Origin of the sequence: Alteromonas ulvae, assembly GCF_048987005.1 — a bacterium.
Lineage (GTDB): Bacteria > Pseudomonadota > Gammaproteobacteria > Enterobacterales > Alteromonadaceae > Alteromonas.
In genome coordinates this window covers 3881058-3899556 of record NZ_CP185261.1, presented here as the reverse complement: position 1 = coordinate 3899556, position 18499 = coordinate 3881058, and the positions used below count along the sequence as shown (strand labels likewise).

Annotated in this window: 12 protein-coding genes; 8 read left to right on the top strand and 4 right to left on the bottom strand. The window is 44.0% G+C overall.

All coding sequences use genetic code 11. The annotated features are described in order from the left end of the window. Positions 1-13: 13 nt before the first annotated feature. Positions 14-1483 (bottom strand): 4-hydroxy-3-polyprenylbenzoate decarboxylase, encoded by a 1470-nt coding sequence (gene ubiD / locus ACOJR9_RS16880; protein WP_420934053.1) that lies wholly within the window; start codon positions 1481-1483, stop codon positions 14-16. 225 nt (positions 1484-1708) lie between these two features. Here ubiD and ACOJR9_RS16875 point away from each other — a divergent pair, with 225 nt between their 5' ends. Further along, positions 1709-1960 (top strand): TIGR02647 family protein, encoded by a 252-nt coding sequence (locus tag ACOJR9_RS16875; protein WP_032094905.1) that lies wholly within the window; start codon positions 1709-1711, stop codon positions 1958-1960. Between the two features lie 115 nt (positions 1961-2075). Continuing rightward, positions 2076-2726, top strand: a complete 651-nt coding sequence (locus ACOJR9_RS16870) for a tetratricopeptide repeat protein (RefSeq protein WP_420934052.1) — start codon at positions 2076-2078, stop codon at positions 2724-2726. 163 nt (positions 2727-2889) lie between these two features. Here ACOJR9_RS16870 and ACOJR9_RS16865 read toward each other — a convergent pair whose 3' ends face one another. Continuing rightward, complete coding sequence (locus tag ACOJR9_RS16865) at positions 2890-3708, bottom strand: cytochrome b/b6 domain-containing protein (protein WP_420934051.1); 819 nt, start codon at positions 3706-3708, stop codon at positions 2890-2892. A 205-nt stretch (positions 3709-3913) separates the two neighbouring features. Further along, positions 3914-4198 carry a PepSY domain-containing protein gene (locus ACOJR9_RS16860; protein ID WP_420934050.1) on the bottom strand — a complete coding sequence of 95 codons (285 nt, stop codon included), beginning with the start codon at positions 4196-4198 and terminating at the stop codon, positions 3914-3916. A gap of 342 nt (positions 4199-4540) precedes the next feature. Between ACOJR9_RS16860 and ACOJR9_RS16855 the strand changes: the two genes are divergently transcribed. Next, positions 4541-6904: a TonB-dependent receptor gene (locus tag ACOJR9_RS16855; RefSeq protein WP_420934049.1), complete on the top strand. Its 2364-nt coding sequence runs from the start codon at positions 4541-4543 to the stop codon at positions 6902-6904. Positions 6905-7021: 117 nt separating this feature from the next. Here ACOJR9_RS16855 and ACOJR9_RS16850 read toward each other — a convergent pair whose 3' ends face one another. Further along, entirely contained in the window at positions 7022-8698 is a 1677-nt protein-coding gene (locus ACOJR9_RS16850; RefSeq protein ID WP_420934048.1) for an alkaline phosphatase D family protein, read from the bottom strand. Between the two features lie 584 nt (positions 8699-9282). Here ACOJR9_RS16850 and rnr point away from each other — a divergent pair. The 5 genes from rnr to ACOJR9_RS16825 all read left to right on the top strand — a co-directional run bounded on the left by rnr (position 9283) and on the right by ACOJR9_RS16825 (position 18101). Next, positions 9283-11652, top strand: a complete 2370-nt coding sequence (gene rnr, locus ACOJR9_RS16845) for a ribonuclease R (RefSeq protein WP_420934047.1) — start codon at positions 9283-9285, stop codon at positions 11650-11652. After that, positions 11653-12393 (top strand): 23S rRNA (guanosine(2251)-2'-O)-methyltransferase RlmB, encoded by a 741-nt coding sequence (rlmB, locus tag ACOJR9_RS16840; protein ID WP_420934046.1) that lies wholly within the window; start codon positions 11653-11655, stop codon positions 12391-12393. A 309-nt stretch (positions 12394-12702) separates the two neighbouring features. Then, the gene (locus ACOJR9_RS16835; protein ID WP_420934045.1) at positions 12703-13680 is read left to right on the top strand and encodes a transposase; all 978 of its coding nucleotides are present in this window, start codon (positions 12703-12705) and stop codon (positions 13678-13680) included. A gap of 922 nt (positions 13681-14602) precedes the next feature. Beyond that, positions 14603-16258 carry a S8 family serine peptidase gene (locus tag ACOJR9_RS16830; protein WP_420934044.1) on the top strand — a complete coding sequence of 552 codons (1656 nt, stop codon included), beginning with the start codon at positions 14603-14605 and terminating at the stop codon, positions 16256-16258. 325 nt (positions 16259-16583) lie between these two features. Continuing rightward, positions 16584-18101, top strand: a complete 1518-nt coding sequence (locus ACOJR9_RS16825; RefSeq protein ID WP_420934043.1) for a DUF4397 domain-containing protein — start codon at positions 16584-16586, stop codon at positions 18099-18101. The last annotated feature ends 398 nt before the right edge of the window (positions 18102-18499 follow it).

Here is an 18499-nt window from a genome sequence, read left to right as displayed (position 1 = left end):
CAATAAGGCCTGATTATTTCATGATACCAAGTTCGTCCCAAATATCATCAATACGCTTTTTAACGTCTTCGTCCATCACAATAGGCTCGCCCCATTCGCGGTCGGTTTCGCCGGGCATTTTGTTGGTCGCATCCATTCCCATTTTAGAGCCCAGCCCCGACACCGGTGATGCAAAATCGAGATAATCGATAGGGGTATTTTCTATTAATACAGTATCACGAGCCGGGTCCATACGGGTAGTGATGGCCCAAATCACATCATTCCAATCTCTCGCGTTAACGTCATCATCGCATACAATGACAAATTTGGTGTACATAAACTGGCGTAAAAAAGACCATACGCCCATCATTACCCGCTTGGCATGGCCTGGATACTGCTTTTTCATGGTAACTACTGCCATTCGGTAGGAGCATCCTTCAGGCGGCAGGTAAAAATCCACAATCTCTGGAAATTGCTTTTGCAAAATAGGGACAAATACCTCGTTTAGGGCAACGCCTAAAATGGCGGGTTCGTCTGGCGGACGCCCAGTGTAGGTAGAGTGGTAAATAGGGTCTTTTCTGTGAGTGATGTGCGTCACGGTGAACACAGGGAACTCGTCTACTTCGTTGTAGTAACCAGTGTGATCGCCATAAGGCCCTTCTGGGGCAGTTTCATCCTGCGCAATATATCCCTCAAGCACTATTTCAGCGGTTGCGGGTACTTGTAGGTCGTTACTGATGGAAGAAACCACTTCCGTTTTGTCACCTCGTAACAACCCGGCAAACGCATATTCAGATAGCGTGTCGGGCACCGGCGTAACGGCACCTAAAATAGTGGCAGGATCGGCACCCAATGCCACTGACACTGGGTAAGGTTCGCCGGGGTGAGTCTGGCACCATTCGCGAAAATCTAATGCACCGCCGCGATGAGACAACCAACGCATGATGAGTTTATTTTTGCCAATAACCTGCTGGCGGTATATGCCTAAGTTTTGGCGTTTTTTATGCGGACCGCGAGTGATGCTTAGTCCCCACGTCACCAAGGGGGCAGCGTCGCCTGGCCAGCAGCGCTGAACGGGAATTTTTGATAAGTCTACATCATCGCCTGTTAGCACCACTTCTTGGCACGGTGCTTTTTTAACTACCTTGGCGGGCATGTTAAGCACTTGCTTAAACACGGGAAGTTTTGACCACAAATCTTTTAATCCTTTGGGTGGCTCAGGCTCTTTTAAATAGGCCAGAAGTTTGCCTACTTCCCTTAACGCCTCCACAGAGTCTTGGCCCATACCCATGGCAACACGCTGAGGTGTACCAAACAGGTTTGCCAATACCGGCATTGAATGATTTTTGGGGTTTTCAAAAAGAAGCGCAGGACCGCCGGCACGCAGGGTGCGATCGGCAATTTCAGTCATTTCAAGGTCGGTATCAATCGGCTGGCTAATGCGAACCAATTCGCCTTTGCTTTCTAGTTGGCGAATAAAGTCGCGTAAATCTTTATACTTCATTGGGGCTGCACATCCACGAACTCATGTTATGGCAAGAGTATACTATTTAGCGGTAAAGTCCGATCAGTTCGCGGTGTGAAATCCAGATTAAAGGTTCAATTGTGGCTATTTTCGAGAAAATGATCTGGACAGTGCGATTAATTGTGTGTGATATAGGAAATGGCGCTATAACTAATAGAGAAACATAAGCGCCATAACTTTCAATCCTTTGCCTAAGGTGGTTGTATGACAACATTCGATCAGGACATGCTTGACGAGTTAAATTTACTGCTCAAATTTCCCGACAATAGCCTGCTACAAGGTTTAAAAATTCACCACGACGCAAGTCAAACCATGGTTAACGCCGCCTCTCGATTATATTCAAAAGGACTCATTACTTTGCCTGATGGCGGTTATCTTACCGATTTAGGTATTGATCTCGCCGATCACGCCCGTCATATTCAATCTGCTTTATGTTCCACAAAAGGCGGCCATTAAACGAGGTTGCTAGATAATGCAGTTACTGTAAAGAAGTGAGCATTGTAGTTAAGATATTCTATAATTGGACGATAACTTGACTACGCTTGCTTTTGTATTGTTAGAACCTGTAATTATGAAACCATATCTCCTTATCACTCTTGCGGTTACTTTTCTAACGCTCAGTTTTTCTGCGCGTGTTAATGCATTGGAAGGCGAAACCATAGAAGAGATTCGTGCTGTTCAGCTCTACAGTGAAGACGCGCTGATTGAAATGATAAATGCCAATACGCATTTAGATAAGGTTTTGGCCGATCGCTGTCAGCTGGTTCAGGACATTGAGGCCCGGGCTGACGTATTAAAAGTGCCTGCCTATCAATTTTTATGGGGCGATATGTTGGCGTGGGGAGTGTGCGTTGATGAAGAGCCTGCTCGAGGTATTGGATACATAGAAGATGCAGCTGATCAGGGCTTGCCCGCGGCGTTAGAGCAGCTAGGCCGATATTACGCAAACGGAACATTGGTGCAAGAAGATAAAGAGCGCGCCGTTGTTTATCTACGTGAAGCATCAGCACTTAAGAATTTAAAGGCCCAAATTCAGCTCGTGGAGTTGTTTTTAGCAGGTTATGGCAGCCCCTATGACTATGAAGATGCCTACCACTGGTTACATAATGCCATTACTAATGACAAAGCACAGCACAAAAAAATAGCAACATATCTTAGTGAACTAGAAAGCCTAATGCACCCCAAAGCAGTTCGCGCCGCAAAAAGGCCTATGGATAGCTAGGGCACGTTAACCCTTGTTTTACCAATTTAGCTCCCTTCGCGCAGCGCCGTTGCGATTTTTTACCCCGATAGATGGTTTTGATTTAGTCCACTAGACCTTCAATTATTTGCCTTGTCTAAATATCACATAGGCCGTTGCGAAAATGCTCAGCAAAGATCACGCCCTAAGGCTTATCATTTCGCGACAAGTTTCGCCGTAAGCCCGTTATCATAGGGCGCAGTAACTGTACGCGCCCTCTATATTGCACAAAAAACACTGCTGCAATATGCACCAATACACAGGCATATAACACATCAGCAAATATGCTGTGGATCCATTCCAACGTGCTATTGCCAAATAGGGCGTCAACCTCTTCCATCAGAAACCCGGTAATACCTAGGCCAACAAACAAACCTATAACCGCAAATATCATGAGCCAACCAAAGGGGTTGTGCCCTGTTTGGACAGGCACATTACGATGTTTTAAGTGTTGTAAGTGTTCTTTAAAGGCTTGCCTACTTAAATCAATTCCGCGGAAACTGGCGTAATTCGGTTTATTGAGCGCGTCAACACTTGTAACACCAGTTACTTTTTCTTGATTCTTATCGTGACAGGCATAAGAAGTACTCTTATCGTGACAGACATAAGAATCGTTGGAATCGTTATTACTCTTATCGTGACAGGCATAAGAATCGTTGGAATCGTTATTACTCTTATCGTGACAGGCATAAGAATCGTTATGACCTAAGTTGTTATGCCTGTCTTGATAAGTTCTTTGGCGTGTACAGCCCCACATCACGCGCATGGCATTAAGAAGCACGGCGCTGTACCCTGCAATTTCGTGATAAAGACGTCCTGGCTCAACAATAAAATAATTCGTGATAAAGCAGATAACTAGGCCCCAATGACATAGTCTGACTACAGCGTCCCATATTATAACATCGCGCTGAATAGGGTTGTCGCCGTTGTGTGCAGGCTTTGTTTCAGTTATGGGTTCTATCATGGGGTCTGCCATACAATCTGCCATTAAACGTGTGCAGCGGTCCGCCGAATGCTGAACACAAGGTTTGTGGATATGTGATATTTAAGTGAGCTTTGTCCTCATTTGTATTGACAGTATCAAATACAAAAAAAGCGCCGCAATAATAATTGTGGCGCTTTTATAAAAAGCTTACAACGAATTTAAGGTTCGTATTTGGGTTTGTAGCTTAGTGGCTTTCTTCCTTAACGATGCTGCCATCTACAGGGTTGAAATAAATTTCTACCTTATTTTCATCTTTGTTGAAGCCATAGATTTCGTAGCAGTTACCATCGGTTACTTTAAACTCGTTTATTTTATAACCCTGTGCAACAAGTTGTGCCTGAAAGGCTTCTTGATTTTGCCAATCTGTCTGTGGTGCCGTTGTACACATCGTAGTACCGTGCTCTGCACTACATGCACTTAACAGTGTAACTGCGCTCACTGCGGTTAGTAGCATTATCGATTTTTTCATTGTTTTCTCCTTCAACATGGTAATGGTTCAACTCATTATTCACTAAACGCATTAAAACGATAACACGCACTGAATGATGTCGTACTATCTGAAAATAATTCTTATTATCAGGTTAGCATGCTTTTTATAACTCTACTATAAAAGATGATAATGTTTATAAATTACAAAAGTTTATGGTTAAACATGCTGTCATAGAACTGCCTTTTATCTTTCATGTATGTGTCATCGAAACGTCTCAAATCCACTCTACCTTCATGAGCGCCAGCGCAGAAAAATCAATCACCTTATTCATAAGCGCTGAAATCAAAAAACACAAAGCTTGCACACATAAAGGAATGAACTATGTACTCCCGCTCATTGTTAGCCAGCGCAGTTTTATGCGCGCTCTCTGCAACCGCTTTTGCACCAGCAAATGCACAAGAGTCTTCCGTTACGGCACCAGACTCGTCAGATGATACGAGTGATTATATAGAAGAAATTACCGTGACTGCGCAAATGCGCGAGCAATCGGTAATGGATGTACCGGTAACCATGGACGTTATTGGTAGTGAGTTCTTAGAACGCACCAACATAATGGAACTCGACGATTTATCCCGTATCCTTCCCAATGTTCAAATTCAAGAGCAGGCGGTAAGCTTGCCTTCTTTCAACATTCGCGGTGTCACCGATGACGTGTCAGCGGTTTCGGCAACTCCGCGAATTTCAGTATATCAAGACGGTTTTGATATTAGTAAAAAGACGGTGTCGAGCGTTGCGCTATATGATATTGCACGAGTTGAGGTGCTGAAAGGGCCGCAGCCAACCCTTTTCGGTGTCGCCGCTGCAAATGGCGCTATTAGCATTCACTCTCAGCTACCTACCGATACAGAAGAAGGGAAAGTACAGCTTGGCTATAACAGCGAGCAGGGAAGAGAGCTCGACTTTATGTACAACAAGCCAGTAAACGACAACCATAGTTTTCGAATTGCAGGGCTGTACCGCGAAATGGATGGCATTGTTGAAAATAAAGCCTGCAGTGATGAAGCGTTTTATGGCAAAGCTGATGTCATCGATCATCTAGGTAATAGCGTGCCGTGTAACGGTGAAGATTTACAGGGTGTGTCGGTTCAAGCGTTGCGCGCAACATGGAAGGCCGATTATGACCAACTCGAAATTATTGCCCGTGCTTCAATGGAATATAATGACCAACCTGGCATCGCTTTTAAGTCTGGCTCAATTGCGCCTAAAAATGGTGATACTAGCCCATACACTGCGGCTGAATTTAGCATGGGTAGTGAGTTGGGCATTGAACGTTCTTTATTCGCTTATGATCTCACGGTTAACTATGACATCAACGACACGCTGCGCTTTCATGCCGATGGCTTTTACAAAGACGTTGAAGTAAGCGAAGGTTTTGACGCTGATGGCTCAGCCCTTCGAATTCAAGATGCCTATTTTGAGAACGATGCAGAGTTAAAAGGCGGCTCTATGCGCCTAGTTTACAACTCCGGTGATAGGCTAACGGGTTTTATCGGTGCATCTATTATGCAAGATGAGTCAATCTTGCCTTACTACATTATGGTGGACCCCTTTGTTCGCGGTACATTCGATGCAGTAAAGGCTCAGTTAGAGGCGTCGTCGGATATTCCCCTCAACCAAAACATTGCTACCGACGCAACATTAGAACAAATACAAGCCCTTCGCAGCCAGTTGGTATCGGCGTTGTTTAACGCTGATGGAACACCAATTTCCAATCCCAACTTACCTTCTACTGTTATTCAGGGGCCATTTGTTTTCGAGGCTGAACTCGATATTAGGTCGTACGTTGCTGAACTTTCCTACTTTGTTACCGACGAGCTAAACATAACTGCGGGTATGCGCTACATCGATGAGACCCGTTTCACTCGCAATACCTTTGCCACCGCAAATGGGCCATTTACCTTTGAAGGTAATGGCGATTTTAGTGATACGCTTCCTCGTTTTGCAGTAAGTTACGATATTCAAAACAACTGGAATGTGTACGCAAGTTACGCGCGAGGGCGGCGCTCTCCCGTGGTAGACGCGAACGCCGGTGGCGTGAATATCACTGATGCTGAGATAGTGGATAGTGTTGATATTGGTGTTAAATATCAAAGCGCCAACTTTATGTTTACCGGCGCCATGTTTACCTATGAATACAGTAACTATCAGCAGAGTTTTACCGATCCTGAAACGTTGCAATCGATCACCGTAACGGTAGGTGACTCGTCGATGTCAGGTATTGAAGGAATGGCGGTTTATAATTATAGCGACACCTTAACGCTTACAGGTAGCCTAGGGTTTCTTGATGCCGAGTTTGCTAATGACACGGCTGACGGCTCACCCTTTGAATATGGCGGTAACAAGTTTCGCTTAGCGCCAGAGGTAAGCGGAGCGTTTAACATTAACAAACTATTTTACTTAGATGCTTGGACTCTTGATGTGAATTGGTTAACGAGCTTTCAGTCTACCGTGTTTTTTGAAAGCAGTAATTATCCTGGCTCGTCACAAGATACGTATTCACTCACCGACGTCTCCATTAAGTTGAATAAAAGTGACAGCCAGTTTGCCTACGAGCTGTTCGCAAATAACTTGTTCGACAAAGAGTATTTAATTGATGCGGGTAATACTGGCGGCGGTCTTGGTATTCCTACTAATGTTCGCGGCATGCCAAGAATCGCCGGGGTACGCCTATACTATGAGTTCTAAAAATAATTAGGGTCAGAACAGCATTAAATAAACAATAAAAAAGGCAGAGCTTTTTACTCTGCCCCCTTTTATTTTGCTCCGATGCCAAAGGAACAACCACCGCTAAAATGCCAGTGATTAACCTTTCAAAGAGACAGAATGAGTTTGGCTTACTTTTCCGTTTTTTGTCAAAATGGTATCAACAAAATGCCAAGTTGCATTGGCTTCTTCACTGGTAACGGTTAGCGTAAGAAATCCGCGCTGATGAAGATTACAATATTGGAGATCATCAATAAGTATGGGTAAGTCCTTTGCCATTACGTCTGCAGCTTCATCATCCATAGATAAATAATTCTCCATCCCCGGCGAGGATACTCCTGGTGTAGCAAGCTCAGTAGCGACTTTAGTTCCGTCGGCTAAAGTGAGGGAATTATGCCATGCATTGTGAGTGTCTCCGGCCAGTGCTATCACTGGTTTATTAAGCTGTTTTAGTTGCATTAGTATACGCTCCCGTTCAACGGGATAGCCATCCCACGCATCAAGATTGTATGGCATGACAGATGCCACTTGCTGCAGCTCTTTTTTGCTAACAGTTTCTCCGCGCTGTTGCTTACACTTTATTTCGGCAAGTTTGCTAACGTGAGCCGGAATTTGCTCTCGAGGCACGCCATTAAATATAGACACCGGAAATAACATACGTCCCATTAAAAGCTGTTGGCCCAACACCTGCCACTTTGCTCTGCTGTTTTTCATTGCCTCGTTCAGCCATTTACGCTGCGCGTCGCCAAGCAGACCTCGCTGCGGGTTGCTTATATCTTTAGTAAACGCCGTTTGGTTGAACGCCTTGGTATCTTTGTCTCTGTAATGAGCGTATTCAAGCTGCTTATCGCGAGCGAGTACCCGCGTGTCTAACATGTACAGGTCGAGCAGCTTGCCGAATGTGAATTGTCGATAAATTTCCATACGCGTCTCACCAAAGGTGGGTCTTATAGGCAGCCATTCGTAGTAAGCTTGTATTGCTGCCGCACGGCGGTTGAAAAAGTCGCCTTCATCGTCCTGATGATTTTGAGCGCCATCTTTATAAGTATCGTTTGATACTTCATGGTCGTCCCATACCACAATAAAAGGTTTGTTTTGATGCAGCGCGAGCAACCCTTCATCTGTTCGGTAAAGCGCATAGCGACGGCGATAATCCGTGAGGGTAAAAAGTTCGGTGTCGTTATCTGGTTCAAGCGTGCGGCCAATTTTTTTTGCGTTCTCTGTAGCATATCCTTCGCCATCGTACTCATAGATGTAGTCGCCTAAATGAAGCACATAATCTACCTTTGAATTCTTGGCAGCTTCCATGTAAGGCGTAAAAAAGCCTGCTGGATAGTTAGAGCAAGAAAATACTCCAAAAGTAACTTCACTCACTTCAGAAGAAGGCAGTGTTCGGGTTTCACCTATAGCACTTACGTTGTCAGCGCTTCTAAAGCGATAAAAATACTGGCTTGCAGGTGACAGGCCTTTTACGTCAACTTTAACCGTGAAGTCTTGAGATGCCATAGCGGAGACTCTATTGCTAGCCACAATACTTTTGAAGGCGTTGTCGCTGGCTACTTCCCAAATAATTTCAGCCACAACCGCATTCTCTGTTGGTACTGCCCGAGTCCAAATTATAACGGCGTTTTGTAGCGGATCGCCACTAGCTACGCCATGTGTAAAAGCGGCATTGCTCGATGGGCGAGCGTTTGAAACGCAGCCCGCTAGTCCACTTGATATTGTTATGCTGACGCCAGCAACTGATGATAATGCTATAAATTTTCTTCTATCCATGGTGCCTAGTTTTCCAAAAAAGGATAAGTGATATATCAATGCCGAGCTTGTTTCTAGGTATTAGCGTTTAAAGAAAATACGTTGTACTACTATTGCTTCTAAGCACGAACTCTATTAAGCGCAAATGTTCTCAAATACACGGATCGATATGCTAACTCTTCGTCTTATACAGGGACTATATGACATGAAAGTGTCACTTTTTTTATGCCTGTCTCCTTAGCTACTAATGAGACAGGCACAAAAAATAACAAACAAGAGAACAAACAAGACAGGCATAAAAACTAGCGTTCATGTGATACGAGGGTGTCACCTTTCACAATGATTCGCTCAAATAAAAGAAGATATCGGTCGTCACTCTGTTAGGAAAACTGAAGAGACAGGCCTACTTGAGCGCTTGTACAGGATTCTACTGTCACTTGAGCGCAATATTTTTGTGTTAAATACTGTTATACTGTGTACCAAACAACCAAATAGCGATGCGGTTTCAGCGATGTATTTACAAGAAACGCAATGCGAATTGAAATATCCGTTTTAAAAAAGCGGGATGAAAAAAGTCAACTAAACAAAAGGTAATTTACAAATACATGAGTGACGACCCGCATTATCAGCGCGAGAAAGAAAAGTACGAAAACCCGGTAGCTAGTCGGGAACATTTGATGGACATATTAAAAGAGCATGACAAACCCTTGTCATTTCTTGACATTTGCACCCAAGTAAATGCTGAAAGTGAAGATGCCCGCATCGGTATTCAACGACGACTTCGAGCCATGGAGCGCGAAGGGCAGGTACAATTTACGCGTCAGAAAAAGTACATTCTTCAAAACCGCGATGAAATATTTAAAGGCCGACTTATTGGTCACCGCGACGGTTTTGGTTTCTTGCGTCCTGAAGATAAAAGCGGCGACTTATTCGTAAGTGCGGGACAAATGAGTATGTTCCTGCATGATGATATTGTAGAAGCTCGAGTAAGTGGCACCGACCGCAGAGGCCGCAAAGAAGCCTTTATTACACAAGTAATAAAGCCAAGAGAGGAGCCCATTGTTGGGCGTTACTTTGTAGAGCAAGGTTTCGGCATGGTAGTGCCAGATGACAGCCGCCTTCAGCATGAAATTGTCATTCCGCCAGAAAGCACTAATGGTGCCCGTATGGGGCAAATTGTGGTTGTGGAGCTTTCTCAGCGACCGCGCAGAAAAATGAGTCCAGTAGGTAAAATTATTGAAGTTCTTGGTGAGCATATGGCGCCAGGTATGGAAATTGAGATGGCGCTGCGTACATTCGACATTCCCCATCAGTGGCCAAAAGGCGTGACTAAACAAGTGTCACATCTTACCGACCAGGTTCCTGATGATGCCAAAACAGGTCGTGTAGATTTACGTCAACTGCCGCTGGTAACTATTGACGGTGAAGATGCTCGAGACTTTGACGACGCGGTATACTGCGAACCATTAGATGATGGCGGCTGGCAGTTATGGGTCGCTATTGCCGACGTGAGCCATTATGTAAAAACAGGTTCAGCCCTTGATGATGAAGCGCAACAGCGTGGGAATTCGGTGTACTTCCCTGACCAGGTTATCCCCATGTTGCCTGAAGTACTATCGAATGGTCTGTGCTCGCTTAACCCTGAGGTAGACCGTTTGTGCATGGTGTGTGAAATGACCATCAGTGCGCAAGGCATTCTTGAAGAGTTCCAATTTTACGAAGCCGTAATGAATTCTCACGCTCGCCTTACTTACAACAAGGTATGGAAAATTCTTCAGGGCGACAAAGAAATGCATCGGCGCTACGAGGCGCATGTGCCTCATTTGCGTAATTTACACGATTTGTATCATGGCCTTAAGAAATCACGGGCAAAGCGCGGTGCTATTGAATTTGAAACTCAAGAAGTGAAGTTTGTGTTTAATGCACAGCGCAAGATAGAAAACATCGTTCCTTTGGTAAGAAACGACGCGCACAAGCTTATTGAAGAATGCATGATCATGGCAAACGTAAGTGCCGCGCTTATGCTCGAAAAGCACAAAGCGCCAGCGCTGTATCGCATACACGATAAACCAGATGCCGATAGGTTAACTGCGTTTACAAGTTATCTGAGCGAAATTGGTATTCCACACCGCATTGTTGACGATGCGGAGCCTTCTGCATTTACCGACGTAGTACTTAAAACTAAAGGCCGCGTAGATGAAGAGCTTATTCAAACTATGCTCCTTCGCTCAATGAAGCAAGCGGTGTACGACGGCGAAAATGTAGGCCATTTCGGTTTGGCACTAGAAGCCTATGCACACTTTACCTCGCCTATTCGTCGTTACCCCGACTTAGTCGTACACCGCGCGCTGAAAAGCATTATTGCAAAACAGCAGGGCAAAAACTCGGTAAGCGGCAGCAAGAGTTATACGGTTGATGAAATAGAGCAGCTAGGTGAACAATGTTCTATGACAGAGCGCAGAGCAGACGATGCTACTCGCGATGTTGCGGATTGGCTGAAGTGTGAATTTATGCTCGACCACGTTGGCGATACCTTTGAAGGTGTGGTGAGTTCTGTCACTAACTTCGGATTGTTCATCCGCCTTACTGAATATCACATAGATGGGTTAGTACACATCACTTCATTAGATGACGACTACTACCACTTTGATGATGTAAAAATGGCGCTTGTGGGAGAGTCTGGTCACAATCAGTTTAGATTAGGCGATACCGTTTTGGTACAAGTGGCAGCTGTAAATTTAGACGAAAGAAAGATTGATTTATTATTCGATAAGTCTATGCTGCGCAGCCCCGGTGGCAAGAAGGGAAAAGCAAAAACTTCAAAAAAAAGTACAGCTAAAGGTAAGCGCAGTCCTAAACCTTCATCCAGCAAGGGTGGAGAGAAAGGGGCTGGAAACGCGCCAATAAAAGGCACGTCGAAAGGCCCTGCAAAGGTGGGCAAAACAGACAGAACGAGTAAAAGAGGAAAGCGTTAAATGGCGCAGCAAGAATGGTTATACGGCTTACACGCTATGCAATCGGTATTAGAAAATGAGCCTGAGCGTGTTGTTGAAGTAATGGTGCTTAAAGGTAGAACCGACGAGCGCTTAGTCAACATTGTGAACCAAGCCCGTCGTTTTGGTATTTCTGTGCAGTTTTGTCAGCGCAAAACGTTAGACGACAAAGTTAATGGCGAGCAGCACCAAGGGGTCGTTGCCAGAGCAAAAGCGGCGCGAGTGCTTGATGAAGCGGATCTTGACCGTATTTTAGAGCGAGAGTCTCAACCTTTTTTGCTGGTGCTAGACGGCATTACCGACCCGCATAATTTGGGTGCATGTCTACGAACAGCAGATGGCGCAGGCGTGCATGCTGTTGTGGTACCTAAAGACAAATCCGCTAGCTTAAATGGCACGGTGCGCAAAGTAGCATGTGGTGCGGCGGAGGTAATTCCGCTTATTCAAGTAACTAACCTTGCTCGAAGCTTAAAACACATGCAAGACAAAGGTATTTGGATTATAGGCACAGCAGGCGAGACTGATAAAACCCTTTACGATGTTAATCTCAAAGGCCCCACTGCCCTGGTTATGGGTGCTGAAGGAAAGGGTATGCGCCGGCTGACAAAAGAAACCTGTGACGAACTCGTGAAACTCCCTATGGCAGGTAGTGTTTCAAGTTTGAACGTATCGGTTGCTACTGGGGTGTGCTTGTATGAAATTGTCAGGCAACGATTGCAATAGCGTTGTTGCAGCATCAAAATCATCGCTCATGAAACCGAGCGCACGCAAAAAGGGGTGTTTGTACTGCCTCTTTTTTTTCACCCACGCAACTAACTAGTGAGACAGGCATTATAAGATAACTAGTGGATAACTAGTGAGACAGGCATTAAATCGTACGAGGGAAGTTAAATAGGACAGGCATACTTCGTGGCTAAGGAAGTTAAATAGGACAGGCATACTTTGTGGCTAAAACTGTACCTCAATACACTTTCTTTAAGCAAGACAACTCCTCAAACTGTTAATATCAACACTCACAGTCTGACAGCCTCAATGCCTAAACCCAGAAAATCACAAATTAGCTTACTCGATACGCCTTACTACCACTGTATTTCTCGCTGTGTACGCCGTGCATATTTATGCGGCGAGGAGCAAGGCAAAAGTTTTGAACACCGGCGTCAATGGGTAGAAGATCGCATACAGTTTTTGAGTGAAGTGTTCACTATTGGTGTATGTGCTTATGCGGTCATGAGTAATCACACACACCTGGTATTGCATATAAACAAAGACAAAGCACAGTCGCTAACCACAGAAGAAGTCCTTCAGCGTTGGCATACCTTGTATAAGGGAACATTGCTTACACAGCAGTATCTGTCATCACTGACTCGAGAAAAGCTAAGTGAAGCTCAGCGTAAAACTATCGAATGTACGGCAGAAGTGTGGCGAAAACGGTTGTATGATATCAGCTGGTTTATGCGAGCGCTTAATGAATATGTCGCTCGTGCTGCTAATAAGGAAGATGAGTGTACGGGGCATTTCTGGGAGGGGCGATTTAAATCTCAAGCGCTATTGGATGAATCGGCCCTAGCCGCCTGTATGGCCTATGTTGATTTAAATCCGGTACGGGCAAACATGGCAGAAACGCCAGAGAGCTCTAGCCACACTAGTATCCAGTATCGTATTCGAGCTGCTAGGGTGGGTAAAGCGCCGAAACGGCTTATGCCTTTTGCAAGCAGCTTGAAAAAAGAGGCGCCATTCGTTTTGCCTTTTACCCTTACCGAGTACCTTCAACTTGTCGATGTGACCAGTCGCAACATCCGTTTAGCCAAACAGGGCAAGATAAATAATAGTAAATTAAAAACTTTAGAAAGTCTTAACATTGAAAACGAAAAATGGTTAACGCTAATTACCCAATTTGAAACGCTTTTTAAGCATGCTGCAGGAAAAGTGCTACATCTTGAACAATACGCGCATAACCAGAATAAACAACGGGTACATGGCCGACAAAATGCCAAACGGTTGCTTGGCTAATCTCACCCTGAATTAGACAGTCGCATCCTTCACCATTAAAAATGACTGTTCCTCTCCCATGCAGAATAATTAGTTTGCATAACCTCGTTTGATTATCAGTAAGAAAATTCAACGTTATTTCCAACAAGTTCAGATTACGCGAAAACTCGGTAGAAAGAATGATTTTATTCCGTTTTTAAATATGCCTGTCTCGATAAAAATTCTTGCTTCAACGCTTTTTTGTTACCGAGAAAATAACTCTGCATCTATTACCCCATGTTAAACGCAATTGTTGCGCAAAAAACGAGACTTCTAACGAATAAGAGTGATGCTGTCCAAATTTTCTAAAGTGCCTGTCTTATTAGTATCTAAAGTGCCTGTGTTATTAGCAGTCTTAATAGAATTTTAGTGACCCCCTTTATCGTGCCTGTCTTAATAGTGATGCTTTGTCTCAATAGTGATGGTCTCGATACATCATTGATGACTGTCATTCCTCTCTATAAAGCGATCACTTACATTTTGTTACATTTGTAATTTTAAAATAATCATTGATTATAAAAATCTATTCCTAATGTGAATCTGCCCATAACGTATGAATAACAGGGTATGACATTTTATTGCTCAGTTCGATGGCTCAATAAAAGGTATAAAAAACGCTCACCGAGAGTGAGTTTACATACTCAACATACTGATGTGCCAATTAATATGGAACTTGTAGATGAAGTGTGAAACACATTTTATTTATGCCAACTGACAGGCGGGTAAGTCGTTGCAACGCTGTTGCGTTGACAGTCAAGGACAGGCATTTCGTATGAGGTAATGGTTGAACCTGTATGTCAAAACATAACAAAAGTTTCTAAAGCACGAGAGTAAAAGTGTTGAAACAACAAGACAGATAAACAGGAAATAAATTTTGAATTCAAAAAATAAGAAACACACATGTATGACTGCAGCTGCCATCGCAGTTTCTTTAGCCTTCGCTGGTCAAACTGCAAATGCTGAAGAGCATGTTCCGGTGAAAGTAGAAGCAGAAAAACAGTCTTTCGCCGCAAAATTTAATAAAAATTTAAACAAAAGATTTAAAAAAATTGGTTTTGGTTCACTTGAAGAGCCTAGCGACCGTTACATCGTAAAGTTTAAAGACGAGATGACGTCGGATGTTCTGATGGAGTTAAATGACGACACGCTAAATGGAAAAGACGCGCTAGCATCTGGCAAGCAGAAGAAAGTGTTCAACATGCAGGCTGCTAAAAACGAAGTAACCCGAGCAGGCGGTCTAGTTAAAAAGACACTAAAAAAGCAACGTTTGATGGCAGCAAATCTAGATCGCAAAGCGTTAAATGAACTACGTAAAAATCCAAATGTTGAAAGCATCGAAATCGATGCGAAACGCAAACTGATGGCCCAAACCACGCCATATGGCTACACCATGGTTCAGGCCAATCAATTTGGTCAAGCAGATACAGCAGCGCGTAAAGTGTGTGTTATCGACACGGGTTACAATTTAGGGCACCCCGATTTACCAGATACCAACAACGGTGTCACTGGTAATGCGAATAACGTTGCGGTGGGTAACTGGTTCAACGACGGAAACGGGCACGGTACACATGTTGCCGGCACTATCGCTGCATATGATAATAACGAAGGTGTGGTGGGCGTATATCCTGGTGTCGATCTTCACATTGTTAAGATATTTAATGACGATGGTCAGTGGACTTACGCATCAGACCTGATTGACGCTATCGCGCAATGTGAAAATGCAGGATCAAACGTCGTGAACATGAGCTTGGGTGGAGGCAGTGCATCAGCCACAGAGCGTGATGCTATGCAAAGCTTCACCGATGCAGGCATGCTGCTAGTGGCTGCTGCAGGTAACGATGGTAACAGTGGCAAGTCTTATCCGGCGTCTTACGATGCGGTTATGTCAGTAGCCGCGGTAGATTCAAATGAAAACCGTGCCAGCTACAGCCAATACAACGACCAAGTAGAGATAGCTGCGCCTGGTAGTGCGGTACAGTCTACTTATCCAACTAACACCTACGCAGCCCTTAGCGGTACATCAATGGCAACACCTCACGTAGCAGGTGGTGCAGCATTGGTATGGAGCTATTTCCCTCAGTGTACAAATAACCAAATTCGAAATGCGTTGAATGTCACTGCACAGGATAAAGGCAGTGCAGGTCGCGATAACTTCTACGGTTTTGGTTTGATGAAACTGGCTGATGCTTACAACCAACTTAATACCAACGGTTGTGATGGAAACGGCGGAACTGACAATGGCGGAAGCCCCACCGTTGAGCCAGTTTCTGGACAAGTACCAGGTTTATCTGCAGCACGAAACGAGTGGAATCGTTACACGTGGACCATTCCAGAAGGTGTGAGCCAGATGACAGTGAGTATTGCTGGTGGTTCAGGCGATGCAGACTTATACATGAAGTTTGGTTCTCAACCTGAGACTAGTGATTTCGATTGTCGTCCTTATCGCAATGGAAACAATGAAGAATGTACTTTCGACGCGCCAGCGGCAGGTACCTGGCATATTGGTATACGAGCATACTCTGCATACAGCAACGTAACACTGTCATACTCTTATGAGTAATTTCTATCGTAAGAATACGAAAACGGTGAATAACCGTTAATACGATTGATATGCAAAAGCTCGCAGTTCTGCGGGCTTTTCTGCTTCTTTATCCGAGAGTGAAATAAGCGATTAACATTAACGCCCCTCAAACTACGCCTTAAAAAATCATAGTATTTATATAGAATTACATCATTTTCTTCAGTGATTTGTCAGTTTTGTAAAGACAGCGTAAAGCTATGAACCTACCTCGAAACCTTCTGCCATAACGGTGCTTGGTGCAGATTTCCCCGTCTGTGTTGCCATCCATTTAAACTATTTCAAGAACCTAAAGGAAACACCGTCTATGCTATCGTTCCCCTCACTTAATTATGCCTGTCACTTTAGTTGTGGTGACGTTAAAAGCGCTAGCACTAGCAATAACACTAGCAATAATGCCTGTCATAATACTAGTACTAGCAACAATAGAAGTTATGCCTGTCTCATTAGTAGCGTTAACCACTCTTGGTATCGAATCGTTGCACTAGGTTTCACTGCACTATTTATACTTTCCGCATGCGGGGGATCCGATAGCAGCAGTTCAGACTACGAATTTGCGTATCTTCAGTTTTATAACGCATCGCCTAATGGTGCGAATGTAGAAATGCGTGAAGTGGATGGAGACAGCTATGGCTCGGCGCAATTCGGTGATGCGTCGTCTATGTATTCAATGGAAAGCGGTGAGCTTGTTTTAGAGTTCATTCGCACAGACTCAGATGACCAAGAAGTCTACATAGGCGAAATAACGGTAAATCTTAAAGAGGGTGAGAAAACCTTAGTTGTAATGAGTGGCGATTTTAGCAGTCCTTCGTTTAATGAATATAGCTATGAACGAGAGACATTAGAAGACCATTTTAGGCTGTTAGGCATTTCAGTCACTATGGACGGAGGATCTTTTGATTTTTATATGAGTGATGCTGGCGACCCCTTTGAAGCAGCTAACTTTCTTGGAACCATTACGCCAAATGATATGGGAGAGTTAATCTATTGGAATGGTGATGACGACAGCGACGACTTTGACGAAGGAGAGTATACGATATATTTAACTGCTCCTGGCAGCACTGATGTCATCTTCGAATCTCAAACACTCGATTTCATCTACGAGACCGAATATGTAATGGCACTTCGCGATGTAAGCGGTGCTATTCAAGAAGGACTGGTAGTAGACACCATATTAAATTCCTCTACGGTATCTGGTTTAACCGATGTAGAAGCCGATGCGCAATATCGTATCTATAACTCAACTAACTTAAACACTCCCGTAACCGTTACCTTCGGTGGCAACACTGACGAAGAGGACGTAGAATTTACACTGGCTGCCAATGAGCTCTCTGATTTTACTGCGATTCGCTACGGTGACTACCGTGTATCGGTAACCGACACTTCAGGCGCTATGACAAATCTTAGCAACAAACTAATAACCTTAAATCAGGGCGAAAGTAAGGCCATACTCATTTATGAAACAGACGGAAAATTAGGGGCATCGACCTTTGAGGAAAGTGGTCTGCCACAGGCCTACGACAAAACCGTTAATTTTATTAATCTTGTAAGCGACTATGACGACGTTGATATTTTTCTTGTACGTCACGATGAAACGATCGACACCGCAGAGTATAGAGTGAATAACTTAGAATTTGGAGAAACCAACGCCAAAGTACTGCCTTCTGATTTTTACGAAGTCATAGCAGTATATGAAGACAACAACGACGAAAAAGTATTGTTAGACCGTACGACGCTATTTGGCTTTACAGAGGAAGAGAACTATATCGTGACACTAGAACCGGCAAATACATCAACAGGTTACGAAATAAACGTACTATTTTAATATCAACGATCTACAAACAATAACCGCTCACAGGCATCGGGTAGACCGGCCTCGTTTTGTATGAAGTAGGTCGCCTTGCGCAAGAATGAATTAGCGAGACTTTGTTACTACACAAAAGGATTTAATCTAAAAACTGTCATATTTCCGAATCTCTATTATCTTTAGTAGTGTGCGTAACGCTCTGAAAGCTGCATCCATGCAACTTAACGAGTAAAAGTTCCTGCTTGATGACCTCCTCTGCGGTTATCATCCCCCCAGTTTTTTAACTGGGGGTTTTTTGCCCACCTCAGTTTAAAATTAATTCAATTTACCGCTATCGCTACCCCAATAATTCTGTTATAGTTTCGCGCCCTTTTTATGGGGGTATGTACATAAAAGCAACGATATCCAGTTGTTTT

Bases quoted from the DNA above. Each gene is read 5' to 3' on its own strand.
- ACOJR9_RS16865 (WP_420934051.1), bottom strand. From the start codon at position 3,708: ATGATAGAACCCATAACTGAAACAAAGCCTGCACACAACGGCGACAAC.
- rnr (WP_420934047.1), top strand. From the start codon at position 9,283: ATGAGTGACGACCCGCATTATCAGCGCGAGAAAGAAAAGTACGAAAAC.
- rlmB (WP_420934046.1), top strand. From the start codon at position 11,653: ATGGCGCAGCAAGAATGGTTATACGGCTTACACGCTATGCAATCGGTA.
- ACOJR9_RS16835 (WP_420934045.1), top strand. From the start codon at position 12,703: ATGCCTAAACCCAGAAAATCACAAATTAGCTTACTCGATACGCCTTAC.
- ACOJR9_RS16875 (WP_032094905.1), top strand. From the start codon at position 1,709: ATGACAACATTCGATCAGGACATGCTTGACGAGTTAAATTTACTGCTC.
- ACOJR9_RS16830 (WP_420934044.1), top strand. From the start codon at position 14,603: ATGACTGCAGCTGCCATCGCAGTTTCTTTAGCCTTCGCTGGTCAAACT.
- ACOJR9_RS16870 (WP_420934052.1), top strand. From the start codon at position 2,076: ATGAAACCATATCTCCTTATCACTCTTGCGGTTACTTTTCTAACGCTC.
- ACOJR9_RS16860 (WP_420934050.1), bottom strand. From the start codon at position 4,198: ATGAAAAAATCGATAATGCTACTAACCGCAGTGAGCGCAGTTACACTG.
- ACOJR9_RS16825 (WP_420934043.1), top strand. From the start codon at position 16,584: ATGCTATCGTTCCCCTCACTTAATTATGCCTGTCACTTTAGTTGTGGT.
- ubiD (WP_420934053.1), bottom strand. From the start codon at position 1,483: ATGAAGTATAAAGATTTACGCGACTTTATTCGCCAACTAGAAAGCAAA.
- ACOJR9_RS16855 (WP_420934049.1), top strand. From the start codon at position 4,541: ATGTACTCCCGCTCATTGTTAGCCAGCGCAGTTTTATGCGCGCTCTCT.
- ACOJR9_RS16850 (WP_420934048.1), bottom strand. From the start codon at position 8,698: ATGGATAGAAGAAAATTTATAGCATTATCATCAGTTGCTGGCGTCAGC.